The organism is Shouchella oshimensis (assembly GCF_002019765.1).
In the GTDB taxonomy this organism is placed as follows: Bacteria; Bacillota; Bacilli; order Bacillales; family Bacillaceae_D; genus Shouchella; species Shouchella oshimensis.
Genome location: NZ_KV917380.1, coordinates 3,029,132 through 3,048,789 on the forward strand (window position 1 = coordinate 3,029,132; position 19,658 = coordinate 3,048,789).

The window sequence follows — 19,658 nt, forward strand, 5'->3', positions numbered from 1 at the left end:
CCCTTTAACGAGCACAAATACGCACGTTCGTTCTGCACATTATTATAACAAAGTTAGACACGCATGTCGTGTATCCATTGCGTGAAAATAACGGAATTTATTTCATTTAAAAAAGCTCTTTCGTATTTGCATTTAAGCAGAAGAAGAGCTTTTCCGTTTTCTAAGGCACTTCGCTAATTGAAGGTTGCCTCTAGTTATTCTTTTTCATCTCCATAGATTACACTCTCTAACAACTCGATTTGTTCATCTATATACATTTTATAGCGTTCATTGAGCTGGTTGCTTTGCTTTTCCAATTCAAGCTGCGCTAATTCTCTCTCAAAAATAAATCGTTCATCATCGGTAATCATCAGTTTAGGCCCCTTTTTTAGCATCATGGGATTAGGATTACCCACTGTTTCATTATTCATGTGCTTACTAAAAAATAGCCGTTTCAAACAGCAAAAAACCCCTGCATTAGGCTTTGCAAGGGTCCAAAAGGGGTCTATTAACTAGACGTGTATGTGTCACGTTCTACCTAAATGATAACGAATATCATTATCATTGTCAATGCATTTCTATTTCTTTTTTTGTCTCTACTGTTGTAAAAATTTCATCAACGTTTTAATTGAAGAAAAATAGAGGCTGGGACATAACCAAAAGTAGTATTTGAAAAGACGAATAGTCTAAAATATGCTGAATAGCACCGCTACAGGAGAATCCTTCGCTAATGTTCATATAAAATAAACGACGAACGTTCCTATTTTCAGGAATGTTCGTCATTTTGGTCTGTCTATCTACTTTTGTCCCAGCCTCTATTTACTCATATCTCGTTTACAGTTATACGCTCCAACTCTTTAAGCATTTCATACGCACCTTCTGATTGATTCGAACAAACAATAATGATCAGATCGTGCTCTGGATAATAGACTGACCGATAATTAACACCTGGATCATAGCCCATTTGTATAAACTTAACGACTCCCTGTTCATTTGATTCCATATATCCGATATAGCCATAGAATATGTCCTCATCAACAGGCTCTTGAGGAGCCATAAAATTCCGCATCATTTCAGCTGATAACAGTTCACCATTCATGAGCGCTTCCCAAAAAATGCCCATATCATGTGCAGTCACATAGGCCCCACCGTCTGGTCCGCCTTTAGCAGGTAGAGAAAACACATTTGTTTTCACTGCTCCATCAGGTTTCTCAATATAGCCACATGCCACATTCTCAGGAAGTTCATCCACTGAAAAATAGCCTGAATTAGTCATACCGATTTTCGTGAAAATCGTTTTAGCAATATAGGCATCGAAATCCATTCCACTTATTGCCTCAACAACGAGACCTAAGAGAATATAGCCTGTGTTATTGTACTTAAAAGTACGACCAACTTTATCTTGCATTTTCTCTAACTGAAACATGGGTAGGAAGTCTTTTGGAGAACGAACTTGATACATAGGGAATGTCTCCCAAAGCTCCTCATAGTCATCCATTTTATCTTCATCAAAGTAGTCTGGAATTCCTGATGTATGGGTTAAAAGATGATGGATGGTGATCGCGTCGTCGAAATATGGTAGTGCCACACGTAAGCAGTTTTTGATAGTTGTGTCGAATGTGAGTTTTCCTTCTTCCACTAGCTTACAAATAGCAATAGACGTAAAGATTTTGCTACCAGACGCAATGGAAAAACGAGTCTGTGGTTGATTTTTTATTTGTTCTGAACGGATTGCATGACCGAATCCATCTGAAATTAGATTTGTACCATTCTTACGTACATGGATACTCCCAGAGAATTGCAGTTCCTTTTGTTTTTCAGTAAGACTAGTCCAGTTCATATATTTATTCATTTTTTATTCCTCCTGAATGTGTTTTTCGAGCAAGTTGGCCTATATAAAAACACATTCAATCAGCCTTTTCACATTTGGAAACGAATCATTCTGCTCTCCTCCTTTACTTACTAGAGCTTAGCATTCAAATTGATTTTTTTCAATTATCAATCTTCATTCTGTAGTCTTGTACACCATCGGTCTAAGAAAAGTAAAGAAGAAACAATAGGATAGAGGAAACCACAAGCATAACGTAGGAAACGGTTGCTATACTTCGGCTCACTTTTCTTGTCTGTCCAAAGTGAAGTGCTTCGAGTAAGGACGCAACAAGGTAGACTGCTATAATGATCGTTGCATTCGCTGGAGATAATACACCCGTTAAAAAAGTGATGGTTAGAGTTAATCCCAATGTCACGATTAAAAACGATCTTGCTAGACTCATACGCACCTCCTTAAATCAATCTCTAGCTAATCACAAACTTATTATGAGCGATTAAAATGGTTTTTTCAAAAAAACAACAGAAGCGTAGCTATTTTACTCTTTCTTTCTCTAATTGAAATCAAAAACAGCTTACCAACGGTTGATAAGCTGTAAATAAAAGGATTAAGCGAACGCAGGAATCTTGTCTGCTTGCTTTAACGTGGCTTCTTTCTGAAGAAGATCATACGTTAAACAAACTGGTTTTCCTGTGCGGGGGTCTGCGACAATACTGGCATCAATCTGAAAAACATCTTTTAACACTTTCGTATTCATTACCTCTTCAGGTGTTCCTTCTTTTACTATTTCACCTGAACGAATACTAACCATATAGTCTGCAAATCGAGCCGCATGATTTAAATCATGAATAACCATAACGATTGTCCGATTCTGTTCTTGATTTAAACGCTCCAAAACTTGTAATACTTCAAGCTGGTGTGCTAAATCCAAATACGTCGTTGGTTCGTCCAAAAGAAGAATATCTGTTTCTTGTGCGAGGGCCATCGCAATCCACACACGCTGACGTTGTCCTCCAGACAGTGCTTCAATGGAACGGTCTGCGAATTCTTCCATATTCGTTTGCTCTAGCGCCCAACGAATTAACTCTTTATCGTAATCTGTTAATTGACCGAAACCTTTTTGGTGGGGATAACGACCATAGGCGACTAACTCTTCTACGGTTAACCCGCTTGGCGCTTCAGGCGACTGAGGTAACACGGCCATCTTCTTCGCAATCTCTTTTGTGGACTGCTTATGAATGGACTTTCCATCTAAATAAACAGCCCCTTTTGAAGCTTGTAAGATGCGAGCAATTGTTTTTAAGATGGTAGACTTCCCACAACCATTTGGCCCAATAATCGTTGTTATTTTCCCATCTGGTATATTCAAATGGAGATCACGTACAATTTCTCGTTTCTCATATCCAATGGAAAGTTGTTCAGTAGTTAATCGTGACAATCGTTTTCCCCTCCTAAGGTGTTCTCATTAAAAGATATAAAAAGTACGGTGCACCAATAATCGCAATGACAATGCCAACTGGAATCTCAGAAGGTGCTAACACATTTCGCCCAATCATATCAGCTGCCAATAAAATGAACGCTCCAACAAGAGTCGCTGTAGGGATCATTATTTGATGCTGGGGCCCAACTAACTTACGCGCAATGTGTGGGGCAACTAACCCTAGAAAGGCGATTCCTCCTGCTACTGCAACAGATATGGCTGCTAGTGCTACTGCAAGGATTAGTAACAAACGTCTTTCTTTTTCCATTGACACCCCTAATGATATGGCAGATTCGGTTCCCACCTGCATGACATTTAATGTTCTCGCTTTATAAACAGCTAGAGGGACTAAAATGAGTAACCAAGGTAAAATCGTTAGCACATATGACCACGTTGATCCCCAAATACTACCTGTAAGCCAAATCGTTGCTTGCATAAAATCATTCGGTGCCATCCTCAATTGTATGACGATAAGAAGGGCACTGAATGCAGCGTTAACAGCAATACCAACTAAAATAAGCCGAACTGGTGTAATACCTTTTTTCCAAGCAAATACATAAATTAAAAAGGCAGCAAACGCCGCTCCAATAAAAGCGAAAAGCGGCATAATAAAAATGGTAAGCTGACTCACCCCTGACAAAGAGCCTTGAAAAAAGTAAATGAAAATGACGACAGCGAGTCCTGCACCTGTATTAATTCCAAGAATCCCAGGATCAGCTAATTCATTCTGAGAAATACTTTGTAAAATAGCTCCTGATACAGCTAATGCCGCTCCAACGAGAAGCGCAATAACCATTCGAGGTAGTCGGAATTCGAATAAAATAAGGGCATCTCGTTCTGAACCAAGGCCGACTAATGTACGTAGAACATCTACAGGCTGAATTTGAATGGCTCCTGTTTGTAAAGAAGCGATAAACGTTAAAAAAATAAGTAAGATAAGGGTAACAACCTTAAAGGCTGGCTTTTTTACTAATGCATTCATTTATAATTTCCTCCCGTCACGTCTAGCGAGATACAGGAAGAATGGAACGCCAATCAAAGCTGTCATTGCCCCGACTGGTGTTTCAAACGGTGCATTAATCATTCGTGCAGCTAAATCGGCTAACACCAGTAACAATGCACCAAGAACGGCGGAGCAAGGGATAATGTAGCGATAATCAACGCCAACTAAACCTCTTGTGATATGTGGTATCACTAATCCTATAAACCCAATCGCACCTGCCACTGCTACACCAGCACCTGTGAGCAATAACACAACAATGACACCTAGGGTTTTAATGAGGCGAATGCGTTGCCCTAACCCTTTTGCTACATCTTCTCCTAGACTTAATACGGTGACAGAGCGAGAAAGGATTAAAGCAAGGGTTAACCCTCCAATGGCGACTGGGACAATCATTTGTAAATTTGACCATGACATGCCAGCTAAACCACCGGCAAACCAAAAACTAATATCTTGAGCGACATTAAAGTGAATCGCAATACCAGAAGAGATTGCACTTAAAAAGGCTCCAACTGTAACACCAGCAAGGGCAAGCTTAGCCGGCGTCAGTCCGCCTCGGGCAAAGGAACCAATGAAAAAGACAAATGCTGCCCCTGCTCCAGCCCCAATAAACGCTGCCACCATTAAGCTTGTGCCGGAAATACTTGCACTAAATGCAAACATAATGGCAATAGCAAGGGCTGCGCCATCCATTACACCCATGATGGAAGGCTCCCCTAGAGGATTTCGCGTCATGCCTTGCATAATCGCTCCTGATACAGCTAAGAAGCTCCCAACTAACGCTGCTCCTAACGCTCTCGGTATACGAATATCGTAAATAATTTGATGTTCCGTTCGTGTTGGATTAAATGCTGTAATTGCATCCCAAATTGTCCCAACACTTATATTAGCAGCACCGAACGAAATGGAAAAAACCAGTGCAACAGTTAAAAGAACAAGACCAAGACCGATCACAAGGAATGCGTGACTAGGTTTTGAGCGCGCTTTTGCTTTTTCTAAAGTTGTTACGGCTGATTGTCTCCCCATACGATCATTTTCCTCTTCCACTTGCTACATTCTATTGATAATCATTATCATACATCATTATGAGAAAAGGGTAAACAAAAAACAAGAAATCTCGTCTTTGTTTACCCTTTTAAGGTGATTGATTCATTTTATTTACCATTTTTTTCTGAACATTCATTAGGAAAACGAAAGAAAAAGCTTGTAACTGACGTACGCAATACCAATCCATAAAGGTATACTCATTAGCAGAGCCCATAGAGCACCCACAACTAAATTTTCGCCTGTTTCATTATGCATTTTTTCTTCCATCGTTTAACCCTCCTTTATCTTTCTTACTTTTAGTATATGAGCCAACCATGTTGTTCAGTTTAATAAAAGGTTAAGATATTGTAAGGATTATCACTTTAAAATATAGGCATAAAAGTAGTAGCATATGCTACACTTGCAAAAGAGGGAGCGCCTGCTCTTAAGGAGAAATCATTTGTTGATAAGAAACATTTATTCTTTCTTATTCTTTTCTCGTTTGAACATGCAATTTCCTTTTTCCCTCTTTATTATTTCTCTATATACTCATTATGTCGTATGTTCATACGACAGACATGTATTGAAAGGAAGGCTTCCTAATGACGACTAATCAAAAGAAAGAAAGACCTTCCCTCGTAATGATGATTTACATGTGGATTTTCATTCTTGTTGCACTAGTAAATCTAGTAGGGATCGCGTCACAAAATCTTTACCAAAGTATTTTCCCTTTTTTCATTGTATCGCTCTTAAATATCGTTTTAGCAGCTCTTTTAATTTTACATGCGCTTAAAACGTCAGATTCACGTGAGCGCAGGCTGGCGATTATTTATTTAATCGGAATTGGATTTATTGCAGCGGTCACTTTTTTTCGCTACCTGTTTATGCAAGCTTAAATTGGAGGGCATTGCCTATAGCCCTCTTTTTAGTCTAGTCTATTCATGAAGGAGCTGCTTATATGATTGAAATCTTTGAAGTTGGTGTTCGTGACGGATTACAGAATGAAAAGACTCTATTAACAACGGAACAAAAGATCGGGATGCTTGAACACTTAGTCGATTCGGGTCTTGATAAATTGGAAGCGGTTTCTTTTGTGCATCCAAAGCTCGTTCCTGCGATGGCTGATGCGGAAGCGATTCTGGACCAATGGAATCGACCTTCTCGTATTCAAGTAGCTGGACTTGCTCTTAATAGTCGCGGTATTGATCGTGCCATGATGACCTCTATTACCCATTTACACACATCCATTGCTGTCAGTGATGCATTTAATTTAAAAAACGCAAAACGATCGGTTCAAGAAGGATTAGAAGATCTACTGCCCCGTATTAAAGAAGCACAACAGTTGAAGCCAGTGACGGCCATTCTTGCCACGTCCTTTGGCTGCCCGTTTACTGGAATGATTCCTTTATCGCCTCTCTTAAAGATGGTTGAGCATTTTTTAACAGCAGGTGCAAGTAAAATTGTCCTCGGAGATACAACTGGTATGGCAAACCCTTCTATGGTGAAAAAACGAGTCGCTTCATTGTATGATGAGTTTGGAAGCGAATTAAACCTCGGTCTCCATTTTCATAATACGCGTGGTTTAGCTCTAGCCAACACCCTTGCTGGATACGAGGCTGGCGTTCGTCACTTTGATGCTTCAGTTGGTGGTCTAGGAGGTTGTCCATACGCTCCACTGGCAGTAGGAAATGTTTGTACCGAAGATATGGTTCATATGTTTCACGAGATGGGTGTAGAAACAGGTGTAGACCTTGATCGTCTTATTCAAACAGCTCAGATGATCCAAAACTGGTTCCCTAAGCCCCTGCCTGGTATGGTTATGAAAGCAGGCAAAACAAGTACTTTAGCAGAACAACGGTAATGGAGGAAGCTTCTCATAAAGCGAGAAGCTTTGTTTATTCTTCAAAAATGGATCGTATAACCTTCCTTAAACGATTCATTGGCATTAATTCGCTGAATCCCTTCTTTATCTTCTAAATTTCCACTAGCATCCCATTTATCAGCAATCCCGTACCAAGGCTCAATACAAATAAATGCAAGCTCTTGATCTTGTTCTTTATAAGGGGACCAGATACCAACATAAGGGGCACCGTGAAGATCAACACGTAGTTTTGTCTCTTCCTTCACAAGAATTTCCACAGTTTGAATTCCCTTGTAAACAAGTGCATCGTCTTTAAACCAACGTGGCACAAGTGAAAGCGACTGAGGTAATGCTTCAACCTCTTTTAATAAGCCGTCTGTTAATTGATACGACGTGACCTCTTTTTCTGATCGCAATGTCAGAACATGGTCTTCTAGATTCGTATTTTCTTCCATTGGGAGTGAAAATGCTGGATGTCCCCCAATTGAAAACAACATTTCTTCTTCGGAATTATTGACTACGCGCCATTGAATATGCAAGGTATTTTCATGCAACTCATAGTCGATATAAACAGTAAATTCAAATGGATACACGTGTGCAAACTGCCCGGAGGATTCAAAGTGAAAGCGAGCTTTTGTTTTTGATAGCGAATGAGTCACAAATACTTGATCTCTTAAAAATCCGTGTCGAGGAAGGGTATACGACTTTCCTTTATACGAATACGTTTCATTCTTTAATCCACCTACAATAGGAAATAAAATAGGCGACACTCTTCCCCAATAAGCTGGATCGCCTGACCACATTCTATTTTGAGTTGTGGTCTTTTGAGTAACTTTCTGGACCTCTGCTCCTTTATGTGCAATTTCAACTTGCAACCTGTCATTCTCAATAATAATGATACGTATTCCCCCTTTATCAAGCATAGTGTATCTTTAGTATGAAGAAGTCTGGAAAAAACGCAACGAATATGCAGGAGTTTACTGAATTGATTCGAAATGAATAATCGAAAGCGTTTTCTTTAGAAAAGGGAGGGTTACATGGAAACAATAAAAACAAAACAACCAAAACGGTTTCCTTGGAAAAAAACAATCTTTATTACGTTAGGTGGGTTGATCATTGTCGCACTAGCGGTGGTGATTTGGGCCTATCTGCAAATTCAAAAGCCTATTCCACAAAAGTCAGGTTCATTAGAGCTAAATGGATTATCCGCAGAAGTATCGGTCTATCGAGATGATCAAGGCGTTCCGCATGTTGAAGCAAAAAATGACCATGACCTCTATTTCGCGCAAGGTTTTGTTACGGCTCAAGATCGCTTGTTTCAAATGGATCTTAGTCGCAGACAAGCATCTGGTCAATTGGCAGAAGTGATCGGCGAAAGCATGCTTGACCAAGATCGTTACTTCCGTACATTTGGATTACGGCGAGCAGCAGAAGCATCAGAGGCAGCCTATGATGAGGAAACATACAGTTATTTAGAAGCCTACGCAGCTGGGGTAAATGCATTTATGAAGAGCGCTATTGATAATGGAGAACTTCCTATTGAGTTTCGGCTAGCTGGATACGAGCCGTCCCCGTGGGAACCATTAGATTCTTTAACAATCGGCAAATATATGGCCTATGACTTAAGCGGAAATTGGCAAGGTCAAGCATTTAGATATTGGTTGGCGCAGCATGTAACTGAAGAAGAGGCCCTTGATTTAATGCCTGTTTACCCAACTGATGGACCCGTCATATTAGACTTGGCTAGGTCGGTACCTATCGATATTGAAACGGCCTTTGCAACAACGACAAACTACTTGCCCCATCCTTTTTCTGGTAGTAACAACTGGGTTTTGGCTGGTGAACGAACCGCTTCGGGTAAGCCACTCCTTGCGGATGACCCGCATCTTGGGTTAGCGACACCAAGTATTTGGTATGAAACTCACTTAACATCTCCATCTGTTAATGTAACAGGGGTAATTTTTGCAGGTGTTCCTGGGATTATTCTCGGCTCAAATGAAGATATCGCTTGGGGTGTAACGAATGTGGGCCCTGATGTCCAGCAACTTTATTTCGAGCAACGTCATCCTGATCATCCGTCCATGTTTCTATATGACGATGAGTGGTACGAAGCAGAAGTAATTACCGAAACCATTCTTGTTGCAGATCAAGAGCCATACGAACACGAAATCACGATTACCAAGAATGGTCCTCTCCTATCAGAATATGCATCCTTTGAAGAGGGAGCAGAATACGCGCTCTCTATGCGGTGGACAGCCCACGAGGCAACCACCGAATTACAAGCGGTCCTCGATTTCAATCGAGCTAATAATTGGGATACATTTGCTGATGCGCTAACGTCTTTTCAAGCCCCTGCGCAAAATTTTGTGTTTGCTAGTAAGGATGGAACAATTGCCTATCGAGCCAATGGCCTCATTCCGATTCGCCCCGATGAGGACGATGCATTACTACCCGTTCCAGGTTGGGACCCTACATACCAGTGGAAAGGCTACATTCCTTGGGATGAACTTCCAACAATTATAAATCCTGAATCAGGCATTATCTCAACGGCAAATAACCAAATTGTTGGAGAAGACTATCCTTACCACATTACACATACATGGGCACAACCCTATCGTCATCAACGAATTATCGACGTCCTATACGCTTCAAATGAACACACAGCAGAAGATATGATGAACTTGCAAATGGATGTAGTAAACTTGCAGGCAGAAGAATTTGTCCCTATTCTTATTGAAGCACTTGAGATGAGCGACTTAACGGACATTGAACAACAAGCTCTAACAATGCTTCAATCGTGGAATCGTGAAGACCGTAAAGAAGAACCAGGACCACTTTTGTTCCATTTTTGGATGGATGGCCTGACAAAGCAACTATTTAATGACGATATTCCAACTGACCTTTACGGGCTGTTCGAAGGAAGAGCAAACATTGTTGATGAAATGATTCGGGCAGCGAATGAAGGTCAGCCTGGACCTTGGATAGAAAAGGCAGGTGGATTAGAAACTCTTGCCTACGAAAGTTTTCAACAAGCCGTTGAGCGGGCAACAGAACTTCAAGGGACAACGCCTGATGACTGGGAGTGGGGTGCGTTTCACCAAGTTGTTTTTAATCACCCACTTGCTGCCATATCTCCTTTAAATTATTTGTTTAACGGTTCTCCATTACCCGTTGATGGAAGCCGTATCACCGTAAAAGCAGCAAGCTACCATACGGATACTGGCGTAGTCACCAATGGAGCTGGCTGGCGTGGTGTAATGGATTTAGAGGATCTAGAGAATACACATCACCTGGTCGGTCCCGGTCAATCTGGTCACGTCTTTAGCGATTCGTATCATAACCAGCGAGAAGCTTGGGTAAATGGTGAGTATCATGTAACATCAACCAATCCTACGTCTTATCAATCATCTCATCAACACCTTACATTACTACCGCAATAACCTAAAAATAGTTCTCGCTTTTGAGAACTATTTTTTTATTCTCTTATTGATCAATAAAGGTGAACGCTTCAACATCGAACAATCCTTTAGAGGTTAACTTAATAGAAGGAATAACAGGTAACGCTAGAAAAGCTAACGTTAGAAAAGGGTCTACCTTCTCTTGATAGCCTATTTCGGTTAACGCTCCTTGTAGTTGATTTAACGCCCATTTCACTTGGCTAGCAGGCTGTGTTGACATCAACCCTCCAATTGCAAGTGGAAGGGTTGCTAGTACACGGTCACCGTCTACGACTGCCATGCCGCCACCAATGTCCACGATATGGTTTAGTGCATGGTAAAGACTGTCATCATCAACACCACAGGCAATAATGTTATGTGAATCATGTGCAACCGTTGAAACAATTGCGCCTCTTTGAATTGGTATACCTTTACAAATTCCAACCCCGATGGTTCCTTTTTGATGATGACGTTCCATCACAACTAACTTTAACTGGTTTTTGTTTGGTTTGAAGCAGTTGTTTTCTATTTCTACTTTTTCAACAACTTTTTTCGTCACAATAGATGTTAAAGAAGCTTCAATAATGGTAGCCTCATTGCTGTTTTTTAGTGGCAACTGAAGATCCTGTTTTGTAAAGGGCTTCACACGAACACTATTTAACAGCTGTGATGGAACTTCTATGTTGGGACGCAAAGAGGTCAGCAAGTTTCCATTTTCCGCTACTTTCTCACCTTCAACGTACACACTATTGACCTCAAACGTATTCAAATCATTTAGAACAAGAAAGGTCGCCTTTTTCCCAGGAGCAATGGCACCACGGTCTTGTAATTGAAAGCATTCTGCAGTATTTAAACTGCCTAGCTGTATCGCTTGTAACGGATTAAGACCAAGCTCAATGGCTTTACGTACACTAAAATCAATGCTGCCCTCTTCTATTAAATCATCTAAATGCTTATCGTCTGTAGCAAAAGCAAAGCGCCTACTATTAAATGGCGTTACAGCTGGCAAAATCGCTTCCATATCACGTGTTGCTGTTCCTTCTCGCATGAGGACATAAAAGCCTTTCCTCACTCGCTCAAGCGCCTCTTCCCCAGTGATGGCTTCGTGATCATTTTCAATCCCAACAACGCGATAGGCATTAAGCGCTTTTTCATCTAATCCTGACCCGTGCCCATCAATTGGACAGCCTGCTGTTTTTGCAAGGGAGATCTTTCTCAACATTTCATCGTCTCCTGAACAAACTGCTGGATAATCCATCACTTCTCCTAGTCCATAAACGTTGCCTTCTTGTAAAAGGACATCCACATCATGACTAGAAAGAGTTGCGCCGTTTTCTTCAAACCATGCAGCAGGAACACTTGATGGTATCATCATCTTTATGTCTAGAGGAATATTTTTTGAAGCCTCAATCATATAGCGTACTGCATCTGTTCCACCAACATTAGCAATTTCATGAGGATCGGCAATAATCGTTGTTATTCCTCTAGGAATGAGCACCTTAGCTAACTCTTCTGGACGAACCATCCCTGATTCAATATGTACATGCCCATCTAGAAGACCTGGGCAGATCCACTTTCCTTTAACATCTACTACTTGCTTCCCATTTGTGTACGCACCAATTCCAACAATCATACCATCTGTGATCGCAATATTGCCTTGAAACGTTGTGCACGTATATACATCAACAATGGTTGCATTTTCTAAAAGCAGGTCACATGCCTGCTCTCCGCTTGCTGCACGTAATTGGTTTTTTAAAGACGTAGATTCACTCATAAAGGGCTCCTTTTGTTTTTAACGACTATTGTAGCGAATCTCAACACGTTGTACCATCTTTTTTTTGAAATCTAATTAGGAAGATTATTGCTACAGCAAAAAACCGCAGGCTTTTGCCTGCGGTTTAATCCTTATACATCCTTTGTTTCTTCAAGCTCCTGAGCGTCAATCCGATCTAACGTCATTCGATAGCCATCGTTACCATAATTTAAACAACGCTTGACTCTCGAAATCGTCGCAGTACTTGCTCCTGTCTCAGTTTCAATCTTATGATACGTATAACCGTCTCTTAGCATACGTGCTACTTCAAGACGTTGAGCGAGCGACTGTATTTCATTAATCGTACAAAGATCGTCAAAAAACTCGTACGCTTCTTCAACATCTTTTAAAGAAAGAATCGCTTGAAACAATTGATCCAATTCTTTTCCTCTAAGTTTATTAATCTGCAACAACCGTCACACCTTTCGAGTTAAGTGCTTCTCTACGATGCGCTTATTTTTTAAAGTGGTAAAGCACCAAAGTAGTTTCATTTTACCTCATTATTGCCGGAAATAAAATTCTTTTCTTTCGAACATCGTAAATCCCTTTCTGTGTAACCCGAATATAAGGTAAGTGCGTGGATGAAAAGAATTGTAAACTGTACATTGGATCTTCATGTTTATAGCCACGTTCTCTTAGCTTCTTCGTAAAGCTTTGTTCTTGTTTCATAATAACGTCCATCGGTTTATCTGACATCATTCCGAGTAAAGGAAGTTCAATTCGGTCAATGACTTGGTCTTCTTCTACAAGAATTAGTCCTCCACCTTGCTTTTTAAGTTCATTAAAGGCTTGCACCATCGCCTTAAGAGATTTGCCTATTAAGATAACGTCCCCAGTATAAGAATAGGAACTTGCTAATCCCATTACAGATGTGGAAAACCCTTTAAGCGTTGTCGTCACAAGCCATTTCCCCTTTTTATCAATCATGGCAAAAAAGGATTCATCATGATCCGTAGATAACTCAGTGGAAGCTGTTTCTAGCATCGTTTGGTACGGCTTTAGGATAACAGCATTCGTCATTTCAATGCCCATTGGCATGGAGAAATGAAGTTCATTTTCAGAAAGCGTCCAATTAAATTCGATGGGAGCAATTCCATAATCAGACCATGGGAAACGAGCTTCTTTCGTAACAGCTTCTCCATCGCGTAAAATCCACTGACCTTTTGCAAGCACACTTACAGGGGTAGGCGCATCTTTTGCAGCCAAAAAGTTCAAATGAGCAATGCGACCAGGGCCAATCATTCCTAATTTATGGTCGATATTATAATAGCGCGCTACATAATACGTTGCCATTCCGTAAGCATCAATTGGATTGATCCCTGCATCGATAGCAATCTGAATGCATTTATTCATGATACCCTCTTCATAAAATGATGGTGGCGAGCCATCGGTTGTCATCAAGCATCGTCCAAAATAATCAACATCAAGCTCTTTTAATTCTTCAAACAGTCTTGGTAAATCTGGTCGTATAGAAGAATGACGAAGCGACACTGTATACCCAACATCTAGTCTTCGAACAACTTCTTCACCTGTAATCGCCTCATGGTCACAAGTAACGCCTAATAAAGCCATTTGAGAAAGGGTTTTCTCTGATGCTCCCGGTAGATGCCCTTCTATTGGCTTTCTTAAACGGGACGTCTCTTGCATCCAATGTAAAATCGTATCGTCACCTTGTAATACCTGAGGCCAGGATGTAAGCTCTCCACCTTGCACAACAAGATGATGCTCAAGCCATGCTTTAATTTTCGAATTTGAAAACATGTCATCTTTAAGTAATTCTGACTGAGAATCGTATCTCGTCCACCAATACATTGTTGTCGGCAGCTCATCTAGTTTCTCAATCAAAGAAAGCGCTTTCTTTTTTTCTAAGTTTAAAAAATAAACCAGATTGTCATTAATCAATGTGGTGGTCCCACGCTCGGATGCATATTGAGCTAAACTAAGGGGATTATATAATTGAAATGGATGAGCGTGATGTTCAATATAGCCCGGAACAATAAATTGACCTGTACAGTCTACTACTTCGGCATCGCCTAGAGTCTCAGGCATTTCCTGTCCAACGTATACAATCTGATCATCAGCAATCCATATATTAGCTTCAAGCCATTTTCTCCTTGCAAAATTTAAATAAGTGGCATGTTTGAGTACTAAGGTAGGTGGTCGTTCACCTCGAATGACACTTAGATGCTCTCTTAGCCTAGTCTTCGTCCATCGTTGTATTCGCTCAGTCGTCATTATATCACTCATTTCGTCTGTCAATCTTTCACTTATCTTACCATATATATGGGTAAAATTTATGTTGAATTGTGACATTTTATCACAACTTTTTTTGGAGGTTTTCACTATGATTAACAGATTGAATCAACCGTTTGCACTTATTTCATTTTTCCTAACAATGGTGTTCCTTTTACTATCAGCAAAACCCATTAAACAACTAACCGTTATCCGGTTTATTCTTATTTTCTTTGGTATTATTAAATGGATGGAATTATGCTTAGAAAAAAAGAAAAATCATACACAGCCAAATGTTATTAATCCGTCATAGCTTTACTGTACCAAAGAACGATCTTTAATACAAATAAAAATACTCGGAAAAGGAGGCTAGGACAAAAGTTGATAGACAGACCAAAATGACGAACATTCCTGAAAATAGGAACGTTCGTCGTTTGTTTTCTATGAACATTAGCGGAAGGAGAATCCGAAGACTCCTGGGGGATCAGCACGTGTCTGGTGCTACTCAGCATATTTTAGACTATTCGTCTTTTCAAATACTACTTTTCGTTATGTCCCAGCCTCTTCTTTTCAAAAATCATTCTGTTACCATTCCAGCAGATGATTCATTAAACGATACACAAAGAAAAACAACAGGTAGCCACCAGAGGTTAGAAAAAGTGGGTCTAAGAACACACCATGAATAGACGTCATAAAGACAGTTTGATCAAGAAGAATTTGTTGAATCGCCAGCATCGTAATAGCCGCAAAAACAATTATGCTAATCACTGCTAAAAAGGCCATTACTTTCTCTGCCACAATTGATTGCCTCACTACAATAACGATGGTAGCAGGTATGACCGTTAACAATACAATAAATAAAAACATGAACTCTTCCTTCCTTAAATTTCGTATACAGAGACGCTTTTTGATAGTTTCTTCATTTAACACTTTATCTATACCGGTCATGTAAAGATTAAGGAAGAACGAGAAAAGGTAGCCACTCACGTATAGCAGAAAACAACTCATAAAAAAACAGACAGAAAAAAGGCTATGCCTCTAGTTTCAAGCATAGCCTTTTTAGATGTTTACTTAATCATTTGTTGGTAGATCTGTAATAGAGTCAATATCCATATATTCAGGCACTACAAGACCGATTTTAGTCCCTTCAAGGTTTTCACCTAGATCTTCTAAGTCGCCTTCATAATCTTCAATGAAATGACCATGTGTTAAAGGTAACCAAGCCGCTACACTGGCATCTGAATCACCAGTTGCAAGAGATTGCCACATGTATGGTGCTTCCATATCCATTAAATTCGCTTCAAATCCCATATCAGTCAGAACGGTAGCGATCACATTCGTAGAAGCAATTTCTGAATCCCAGTTTACAAGAGATAAAGTAATGGATTGACCATCTACTTCCTCTACGCCATTAGTCCACTCGCTAACTGTCTCTTGATTCTCATCTACCCAATTACGTGCAGCTTCTTCTGGGCTTGCTCCTTCTTCAATTTCTAGCATGACCGCTTCCATATCTTCTGGTGTCCAGAAGAAATTTGTAAGAATTTGATGCGCTTCTGGCATGTCCTCTTCCAAACCTAGACGTGCAATGGTATGAATATTCTCTGCATCCCCATAAATATTATCCGGATCGTCTAAGTATTTTAAGTCAAATGATTCGAACTTCCAGTGTGGCGACCAGCCTGTCACAACAATCGGATCATGATTTTCAATATGATTTGCAAGTTGTTGTGTCATAACCGCGCTACTTGAAACATCTAATTCCAAATCTAAATTATAATGCTCAATCGCATCATCTGTTGCAGTCATGATACCTGCTCCAGGTTCAATCCCTGTAATAGCTGTTAAGTTCTCAGCAATCTCTTCTTGCGATAGCATATCTGCTTCATCTTCAACTGAACCTGTATTACCATCACCATTGTCGTCACTACCACATGCAGCTAATGTTACAACTAGTGCAAGGCTTGTTGTCGTTCCTATATGCTTCCAATTCATACGTCAATCGACCTCCAAATTTGTTTTCTCTATTTATGTGAAGGGGGAAACCTCCCCCTACGCATCAACCTCGTACTTCTTGCTTTTTATTAAAGCTTTGTGTTAATCGGTCAAGAATAATGGCTACGATTACGATAGCAATCCCTGATTCAAATCCAGCTCCAATATCATTTTGACCAACAGCTCGATATACATCTCGGCCAATACCCGACGCACCAATCATCGCAGCAATAACAACCATAGAAAGAGCAAGCATTACAGTCTGGTTTATTCCAGCCATAATTGTTCCCTTTGCAAGTGGCAATTGGACTTTAAATAATTTCTGTGTACTTGTTGAACCGAACGCTTCTGACGCTTCAATAAGCTCGGTAGATACTTGACGAATCCCTAAATTAGTCATTCGGACAGTTGGAGGCATCGCGAATATAACAGACGCCACAACCCCTGGTACCATTCCGACACCAAAAAATGTTACAGCTGGTATTAAGTATACGAATGCGGGCATCGTTTGCATGAAATCAAGTATAGGCTTGAAAAACGCTTCGACACTATCTTTTTTGGCCATCCAAATCCCTAACGGTACTCCTAAAATGACTGAAATGACACCTGCTGAGAGAACGATGGACAATGTATCAAGCATTCCATTCCAAAAATTCAGGCTATCAATAAAGACTAATCCGATGGTTACAAAGGCTACGAGTCCCCACTTACCTCGATTTAACAGATACGTTGCAATAGCAATAAGGATAATAAAAAGCCAACTAGGCGGTAATGATATCACCCAATAAATTCCATCAATTAATTGACCAATTAAAAAGACAATCGCACTAAAAAACCAATCTGCATTTCGATTTAACCAGTCGGCAATGACCTCAACCCATTCACCTACTTCCAGACGGGGTAGAAAATCCATTAAAATCGACCTCACTTCCTGATAACGCACCTAGAACTGCGCTTCGTACAATAATACCTTTTAATCTATTTTCTTCTTTAACAACAAGCGGTACAGCGCTCACTGCTAAACGGTCCATTAATTCATTTAAAGGCGTATCCTTTTCTACACTTGGAATATCTTCAATAATAATGGATTCTACACTGTTTACGTTTTGCTTAATAAGTTCAGAAACATCAGTGGCATGAATAATACCAACAAGATCTCGATTACGCTTAGTTACGTAAATACTTGAGATACCTGCATCCTTCATTCGTTGCAGCGCCACTCGAGGACCGTCTTTTTCAAGGTTAACCGTTTCGGGACGGATCATGACATTTTCAGCAGTAAAGACTTTCGAACGATCCACATCTTCAACAAAGCGCTCAACGTATTCGTTTTCTGGCTTTGTTAAAATCTCCTCGGGAGTTCCAATCTGAACAACAGAACCGTCTTTCATAATCATGATGCGGTCACCAATTCTAAGCGCCTCATCCAAATCATGTGTAATAAAGATAATAGTACGATTCATTTTTTCTTGAAGGTCAAGTAATTCATCTTGCATATCTTTACGAATAAGTGGATCAAGTGCCGAAAACGCTTCATCCATTAAGAGAATATCTGGATCATTTGCGAGCGCTCGTGCTAAACCTACACGTTGCTGCATACCACCAGAGAGTTGATCAGGATAACTTGTTTCATATCCTTTTAATCCAACTAGTTCTAAGGATGTTTGAGCTGTCTCTTTTCTTTTTTCTTTTGGAATACCTTGTATTTCAAGTCCATATTCGACATTGCTTAGAATGGTACGGTTCGGAAACAGACCAAACTTTTGAAAGACCATGCTCATTTTTTTACGTCGAACTTCACGAAGGTTCTTCTGATCCATTTTCGCTAAGTCTTCCCCATCAACCATAACGCTTCCGACTGTCGGATTAATTAATCGATTTAGAAGTCGTACTAACGTTGATTTACCACTACCAGAAAGTCCCATTATTACGAAAATTTCGCCATCTTCAACTTCAAAACTTGCGCAATCGACCCCCACGGTCAATCCGGTTTTTTCTAATATCTCAGGTTTTTTCTTGCCTTCTTTTAACATATCTAAGGCTCGTTTAGGTTTTTTGCCAAACACTTTAGTCAAACCCTCAACCTTTATTTTCGACAAATTTTCCACCTCTTTATACAATTCCTGCGTCTTTATGACTATGTAACTATACCCTATAATTGAAATGTTAATCAAACTGAATAAAGCATTCTATCCGTTAGTATTGTTTGTACAGTTTTTATTAAACGAATTTAACCGTAGCTTTCCTTTGAAATGCTCCATTATCCTAATAAATCCTCTCATTTCTCTTAGTGTTCTCTTTTTTTGTATTTTGTTACACTTTATTTATCAATCTTTTGGAGGAATATTATGGAGACAACAAACTATGAGCCATCTTTAGATGAACGACTCCAACATATACGTGAAACATTCATCCATGAGCTATCCACAAACCTTCATCTATATGGTATGAATGAATCCACAGGTCGTCTTTACGGTGCACTCCTATTTGAAGAGAATGCCCTAACCCTCGACGAAATGAGTGATCACTTAGGTATGAGCAAGACCAGTATGAGCACAAGTATTCGCCAGCTTACGGAAGCGAATATGGCCAGAAAGGTGTGGCAAAAGGGTGTACGAAAAGATCTTTATACATCAGAAGACGATTGGTATAGCTCTTTTATTGCTATTTTCACAAAACAGTGGCGAACGGCTATAGAACGCAACCGAAAAGCCAGTGTAGAAATGGAACAGGAATTACGTTCGCTTTTAGAGAAAGCTCCGCACTTAACAGATCAGATTAAAATAGATTTAATAAAACTCCAGCATGCAAACGGCTATTATGATTGGATCGATGACTTTGTTACCATACTTGAAAGTGGAGAAATTTTCAAAACATTACCAAAGAAGTAACGCACGAGCGAGGCGAGGGCGTGAGACTCTGACCGTGTCTTCGCCTCGCACCGTGTTTACATTAATAGCGTTCAGGTATTCATCATACAAATAGAAACAAACCTGAACTTTTAAAA

20 protein-coding genes are annotated in these 19,658 nt (G+C 40.0%); 5 read left to right on the plus strand and 15 right to left on the minus strand.

Features of this window, described 5'->3' with window-relative positions; translation table 11 throughout:
• Positions 1 to 194 precede the first annotated feature (194 nt).
• From BK583_RS20840 to BK583_RS21315, 7 genes are all read right to left on the minus strand, one after another.
• On the minus strand, positions 195 to 350 hold the full coding sequence (locus BK583_RS20840; protein ID WP_158318496.1) for a hypothetical protein: 156 nt from the start codon (positions 348 to 350) through the stop codon (positions 195 to 197).
• Positions 351 to 802: 452 nt separating this feature from the next.
• A complete protein-coding gene (locus BK583_RS15375) occupies positions 803 to 1,831 on the minus strand; it encodes a serine hydrolase domain-containing protein (protein WP_055736989.1) in 1,029 nt (342 codons plus the stop codon).
• 181 nt (positions 1,832 to 2,012) lie between these two features.
• On the minus strand, positions 2,013 to 2,252 hold the full coding sequence (locus tag BK583_RS15380; RefSeq protein WP_055736988.1) for a hypothetical protein: 240 nt from the start codon (positions 2,250 to 2,252) through the stop codon (positions 2,013 to 2,015).
• Positions 2,253 to 2,414: 162 nt separating this feature from the next.
• The gene (locus tag BK583_RS15385) at positions 2,415 to 3,245 is read right to left on the minus strand and encodes an ABC transporter ATP-binding protein (RefSeq protein ID WP_038477960.1); all 831 of its coding nucleotides are present in this window, start codon (positions 3,243 to 3,245) and stop codon (positions 2,415 to 2,417) included.
• A 13-nt stretch (positions 3,246 to 3,258) separates the two neighbouring features.
• Positions 3,259 to 4,269, minus strand: a complete 1,011-nt coding sequence (locus BK583_RS20490; RefSeq protein ID WP_055736987.1) for a FecCD family ABC transporter permease — start codon at positions 4,267 to 4,269, stop codon at positions 3,259 to 3,261.
• On the minus strand, positions 4,270 to 5,313 hold the full coding sequence (locus BK583_RS20495) for a FecCD family ABC transporter permease (protein ID WP_038477954.1): 1,044 nt from the start codon (positions 5,311 to 5,313) through the stop codon (positions 4,270 to 4,272).
• Positions 5,314 to 5,469: 156 nt separating this feature from the next.
• The gene (locus BK583_RS21315) at positions 5,470 to 5,601 is read right to left on the minus strand and encodes a hypothetical protein (RefSeq protein ID WP_269083176.1); all 132 of its coding nucleotides are present in this window, start codon (positions 5,599 to 5,601) and stop codon (positions 5,470 to 5,472) included.
• 314 nt (positions 5,602 to 5,915) lie between these two features.
• Between BK583_RS21315 and BK583_RS15395 the strand changes: the two genes are divergently transcribed.
• Together BK583_RS15395 and BK583_RS15400 are read left to right on the plus strand one after the other, a co-directional pair.
• Positions 5,916 to 6,209, plus strand: coding sequence for a hypothetical protein (locus tag BK583_RS15395; protein ID WP_055736986.1), 294 nt, complete (start codon positions 5,916 to 5,918; stop codon positions 6,207 to 6,209).
• Positions 6,210 to 6,271: 62 nt separating this feature from the next.
• Entirely contained in the window at positions 6,272 to 7,174 is a 903-nt protein-coding gene (locus tag BK583_RS15400) for a hydroxymethylglutaryl-CoA lyase (RefSeq protein WP_038477951.1), read from the plus strand.
• 41 nt (positions 7,175 to 7,215) lie between these two features.
• Here the strand turns inward: BK583_RS15400 and BK583_RS15405 are convergent, their stop codons facing one another.
• Entirely contained in the window at positions 7,216 to 8,097 is an 882-nt protein-coding gene (locus BK583_RS15405) for an aldose 1-epimerase family protein (RefSeq protein ID WP_038477948.1), read from the minus strand.
• A 114-nt stretch (positions 8,098 to 8,211) separates the two neighbouring features.
• Here BK583_RS15405 and BK583_RS15410 point away from each other — a divergent pair, with 114 nt between their 5' ends.
• A complete protein-coding gene (locus BK583_RS15410; protein WP_055736985.1) occupies positions 8,212 to 10,614 on the plus strand; it encodes a penicillin acylase family protein in 2,403 nt (800 codons plus the stop codon).
• A gap of 43 nt (positions 10,615 to 10,657) precedes the next feature.
• Here BK583_RS15410 and ade read toward each other — a convergent pair whose 3' ends face one another.
• From ade to BK583_RS15425, 3 genes are all read right to left on the minus strand, one after another.
• Positions 10,658 to 12,385, minus strand: a complete 1,728-nt coding sequence (gene ade, locus BK583_RS15415) for an adenine deaminase (protein WP_055736984.1) — start codon at positions 12,383 to 12,385, stop codon at positions 10,658 to 10,660.
• A 131-nt stretch (positions 12,386 to 12,516) separates the two neighbouring features.
• Positions 12,517 to 12,834 carry a YerC/YecD family TrpR-related protein gene (locus tag BK583_RS15420; protein ID WP_038477939.1) on the minus strand — a complete coding sequence of 106 codons (318 nt, stop codon included), beginning with the start codon at positions 12,832 to 12,834 and terminating at the stop codon, positions 12,517 to 12,519.
• A gap of 82 nt (positions 12,835 to 12,916) precedes the next feature.
• Positions 12,917 to 14,659 carry an adenine deaminase C-terminal domain-containing protein gene (locus tag BK583_RS15425; RefSeq protein ID WP_038477936.1) on the minus strand — a complete coding sequence of 581 codons (1,743 nt, stop codon included), beginning with the start codon at positions 14,657 to 14,659 and terminating at the stop codon, positions 12,917 to 12,919.
• Positions 14,660 to 14,768: 109 nt separating this feature from the next.
• Here BK583_RS15425 and BK583_RS15430 point away from each other — a divergent pair, with 109 nt between their 5' ends.
• Positions 14,769 to 14,969 carry a hypothetical protein gene (locus BK583_RS15430; protein ID WP_038477933.1) on the plus strand — a complete coding sequence of 67 codons (201 nt, stop codon included), beginning with the start codon at positions 14,769 to 14,771 and terminating at the stop codon, positions 14,967 to 14,969.
• 272 nt (positions 14,970 to 15,241) lie between these two features.
• On the opposite strand, the gene BK583_RS15435 is transcribed toward BK583_RS15430, so the two are convergent.
• The 4 genes from BK583_RS15435 to BK583_RS15450 form a co-directional block, all read right to left on the minus strand.
• Positions 15,242 to 15,523, minus strand: coding sequence for a hypothetical protein (locus BK583_RS15435; RefSeq protein ID WP_038477930.1), 282 nt, complete (start codon positions 15,521 to 15,523; stop codon positions 15,242 to 15,244).
• A gap of 204 nt (positions 15,524 to 15,727) precedes the next feature.
• A complete protein-coding gene (locus BK583_RS15440) occupies positions 15,728 to 16,651 on the minus strand; it encodes a glycine betaine ABC transporter substrate-binding protein (RefSeq protein ID WP_055736983.1) in 924 nt (307 codons plus the stop codon).
• A 64-nt stretch (positions 16,652 to 16,715) separates the two neighbouring features.
• Entirely contained in the window at positions 16,716 to 17,564 is an 849-nt protein-coding gene (locus tag BK583_RS15445) for an ABC transporter permease (protein ID WP_038477927.1), read from the minus strand.
• Positions 17,533 to 18,750, minus strand: coding sequence for a quaternary amine ABC transporter ATP-binding protein (locus tag BK583_RS15450; RefSeq protein ID WP_055736982.1), 1,218 nt, complete (start codon positions 18,748 to 18,750; stop codon positions 17,533 to 17,535). Before BK583_RS15450 ends, BK583_RS15445 begins: the two co-directional genes overlap by 32 nt.
• Before the next feature lie 249 nt (positions 18,751 to 18,999).
• Between BK583_RS15450 and BK583_RS15455 the strand changes: the two genes are divergently transcribed.
• Complete coding sequence (locus tag BK583_RS15455; protein WP_038477921.1) at positions 19,000 to 19,542, plus strand: GbsR/MarR family transcriptional regulator; 543 nt, start codon at positions 19,000 to 19,002, stop codon at positions 19,540 to 19,542.
• Positions 19,543 to 19,658 lie beyond the last annotated feature (116 nt).

What these genes read in the sequence shown, in the direction of transcription:
- BK583_RS15400 (WP_038477951.1), top strand. Translation starts at nt 6,272, where the DNA reads ATGATTGAAATCTTTGAAGTTGGTGTTCGTGACGGATTACAGAATGAA.
- BK583_RS15380 (WP_055736988.1), bottom strand. Translation starts at nt 2,252, where the DNA reads ATGAGTCTAGCAAGATCGTTTTTAATCGTGACATTGGGATTAACTCTA.
- BK583_RS15435 (WP_038477930.1), bottom strand. Translation starts at nt 15,523, where the DNA reads ATGTTTTTATTTATTGTATTGTTAACGGTCATACCTGCTACCATCGTT.
- BK583_RS15405 (WP_038477948.1), bottom strand. Translation starts at nt 8,097, where the DNA reads ATGCTTGATAAAGGGGGAATACGTATCATTATTATTGAGAATGACAGG.
- BK583_RS15395 (WP_055736986.1), top strand. Translation starts at nt 5,916, where the DNA reads ATGACGACTAATCAAAAGAAAGAAAGACCTTCCCTCGTAATGATGATT.
- BK583_RS15440 (WP_055736983.1), bottom strand. Translation starts at nt 16,651, where the DNA reads ATGAATTGGAAGCATATAGGAACGACAACAAGCCTTGCACTAGTTGTA.
- BK583_RS20490 (WP_055736987.1), bottom strand. Translation starts at nt 4,269, where the DNA reads ATGAATGCATTAGTAAAAAAGCCAGCCTTTAAGGTTGTTACCCTTATC.
- BK583_RS15455 (WP_038477921.1), top strand. Translation starts at nt 19,000, where the DNA reads ATGGAGACAACAAACTATGAGCCATCTTTAGATGAACGACTCCAACAT.
- ade (WP_055736984.1), bottom strand. Translation starts at nt 12,385, where the DNA reads ATGAGTGAATCTACGTCTTTAAAAAACCAATTACGTGCAGCAAGCGGA.
- BK583_RS15425 (WP_038477936.1), bottom strand. Translation starts at nt 14,659, where the DNA reads ATGACGACTGAGCGAATACAACGATGGACGAAGACTAGGCTAAGAGAG.
- BK583_RS15445 (WP_038477927.1), bottom strand. Translation starts at nt 17,564, where the DNA reads ATGGATTTTCTACCCCGTCTGGAAGTAGGTGAATGGGTTGAGGTCATT.
- BK583_RS15375 (WP_055736989.1), bottom strand. Translation starts at nt 1,831, where the DNA reads ATGAATAAATATATGAACTGGACTAGTCTTACTGAAAAACAAAAGGAA.
- BK583_RS21315 (WP_269083176.1), bottom strand. Translation starts at nt 5,601, where the DNA reads ATGGAAGAAAAAATGCATAATGAAACAGGCGAAAATTTAGTTGTGGGT.
- BK583_RS20495 (WP_038477954.1), bottom strand. Translation starts at nt 5,313, where the DNA reads ATGGGGAGACAATCAGCCGTAACAACTTTAGAAAAAGCAAAAGCGCGC.
- BK583_RS20840 (WP_158318496.1), bottom strand. Translation starts at nt 350, where the DNA reads ATGATTACCGATGATGAACGATTTATTTTTGAGAGAGAATTAGCGCAG.
- BK583_RS15410 (WP_055736985.1), top strand. Translation starts at nt 8,212, where the DNA reads ATGGAAACAATAAAAACAAAACAACCAAAACGGTTTCCTTGGAAAAAA.
- BK583_RS15430 (WP_038477933.1), top strand. Translation starts at nt 14,769, where the DNA reads ATGATTAACAGATTGAATCAACCGTTTGCACTTATTTCATTTTTCCTA.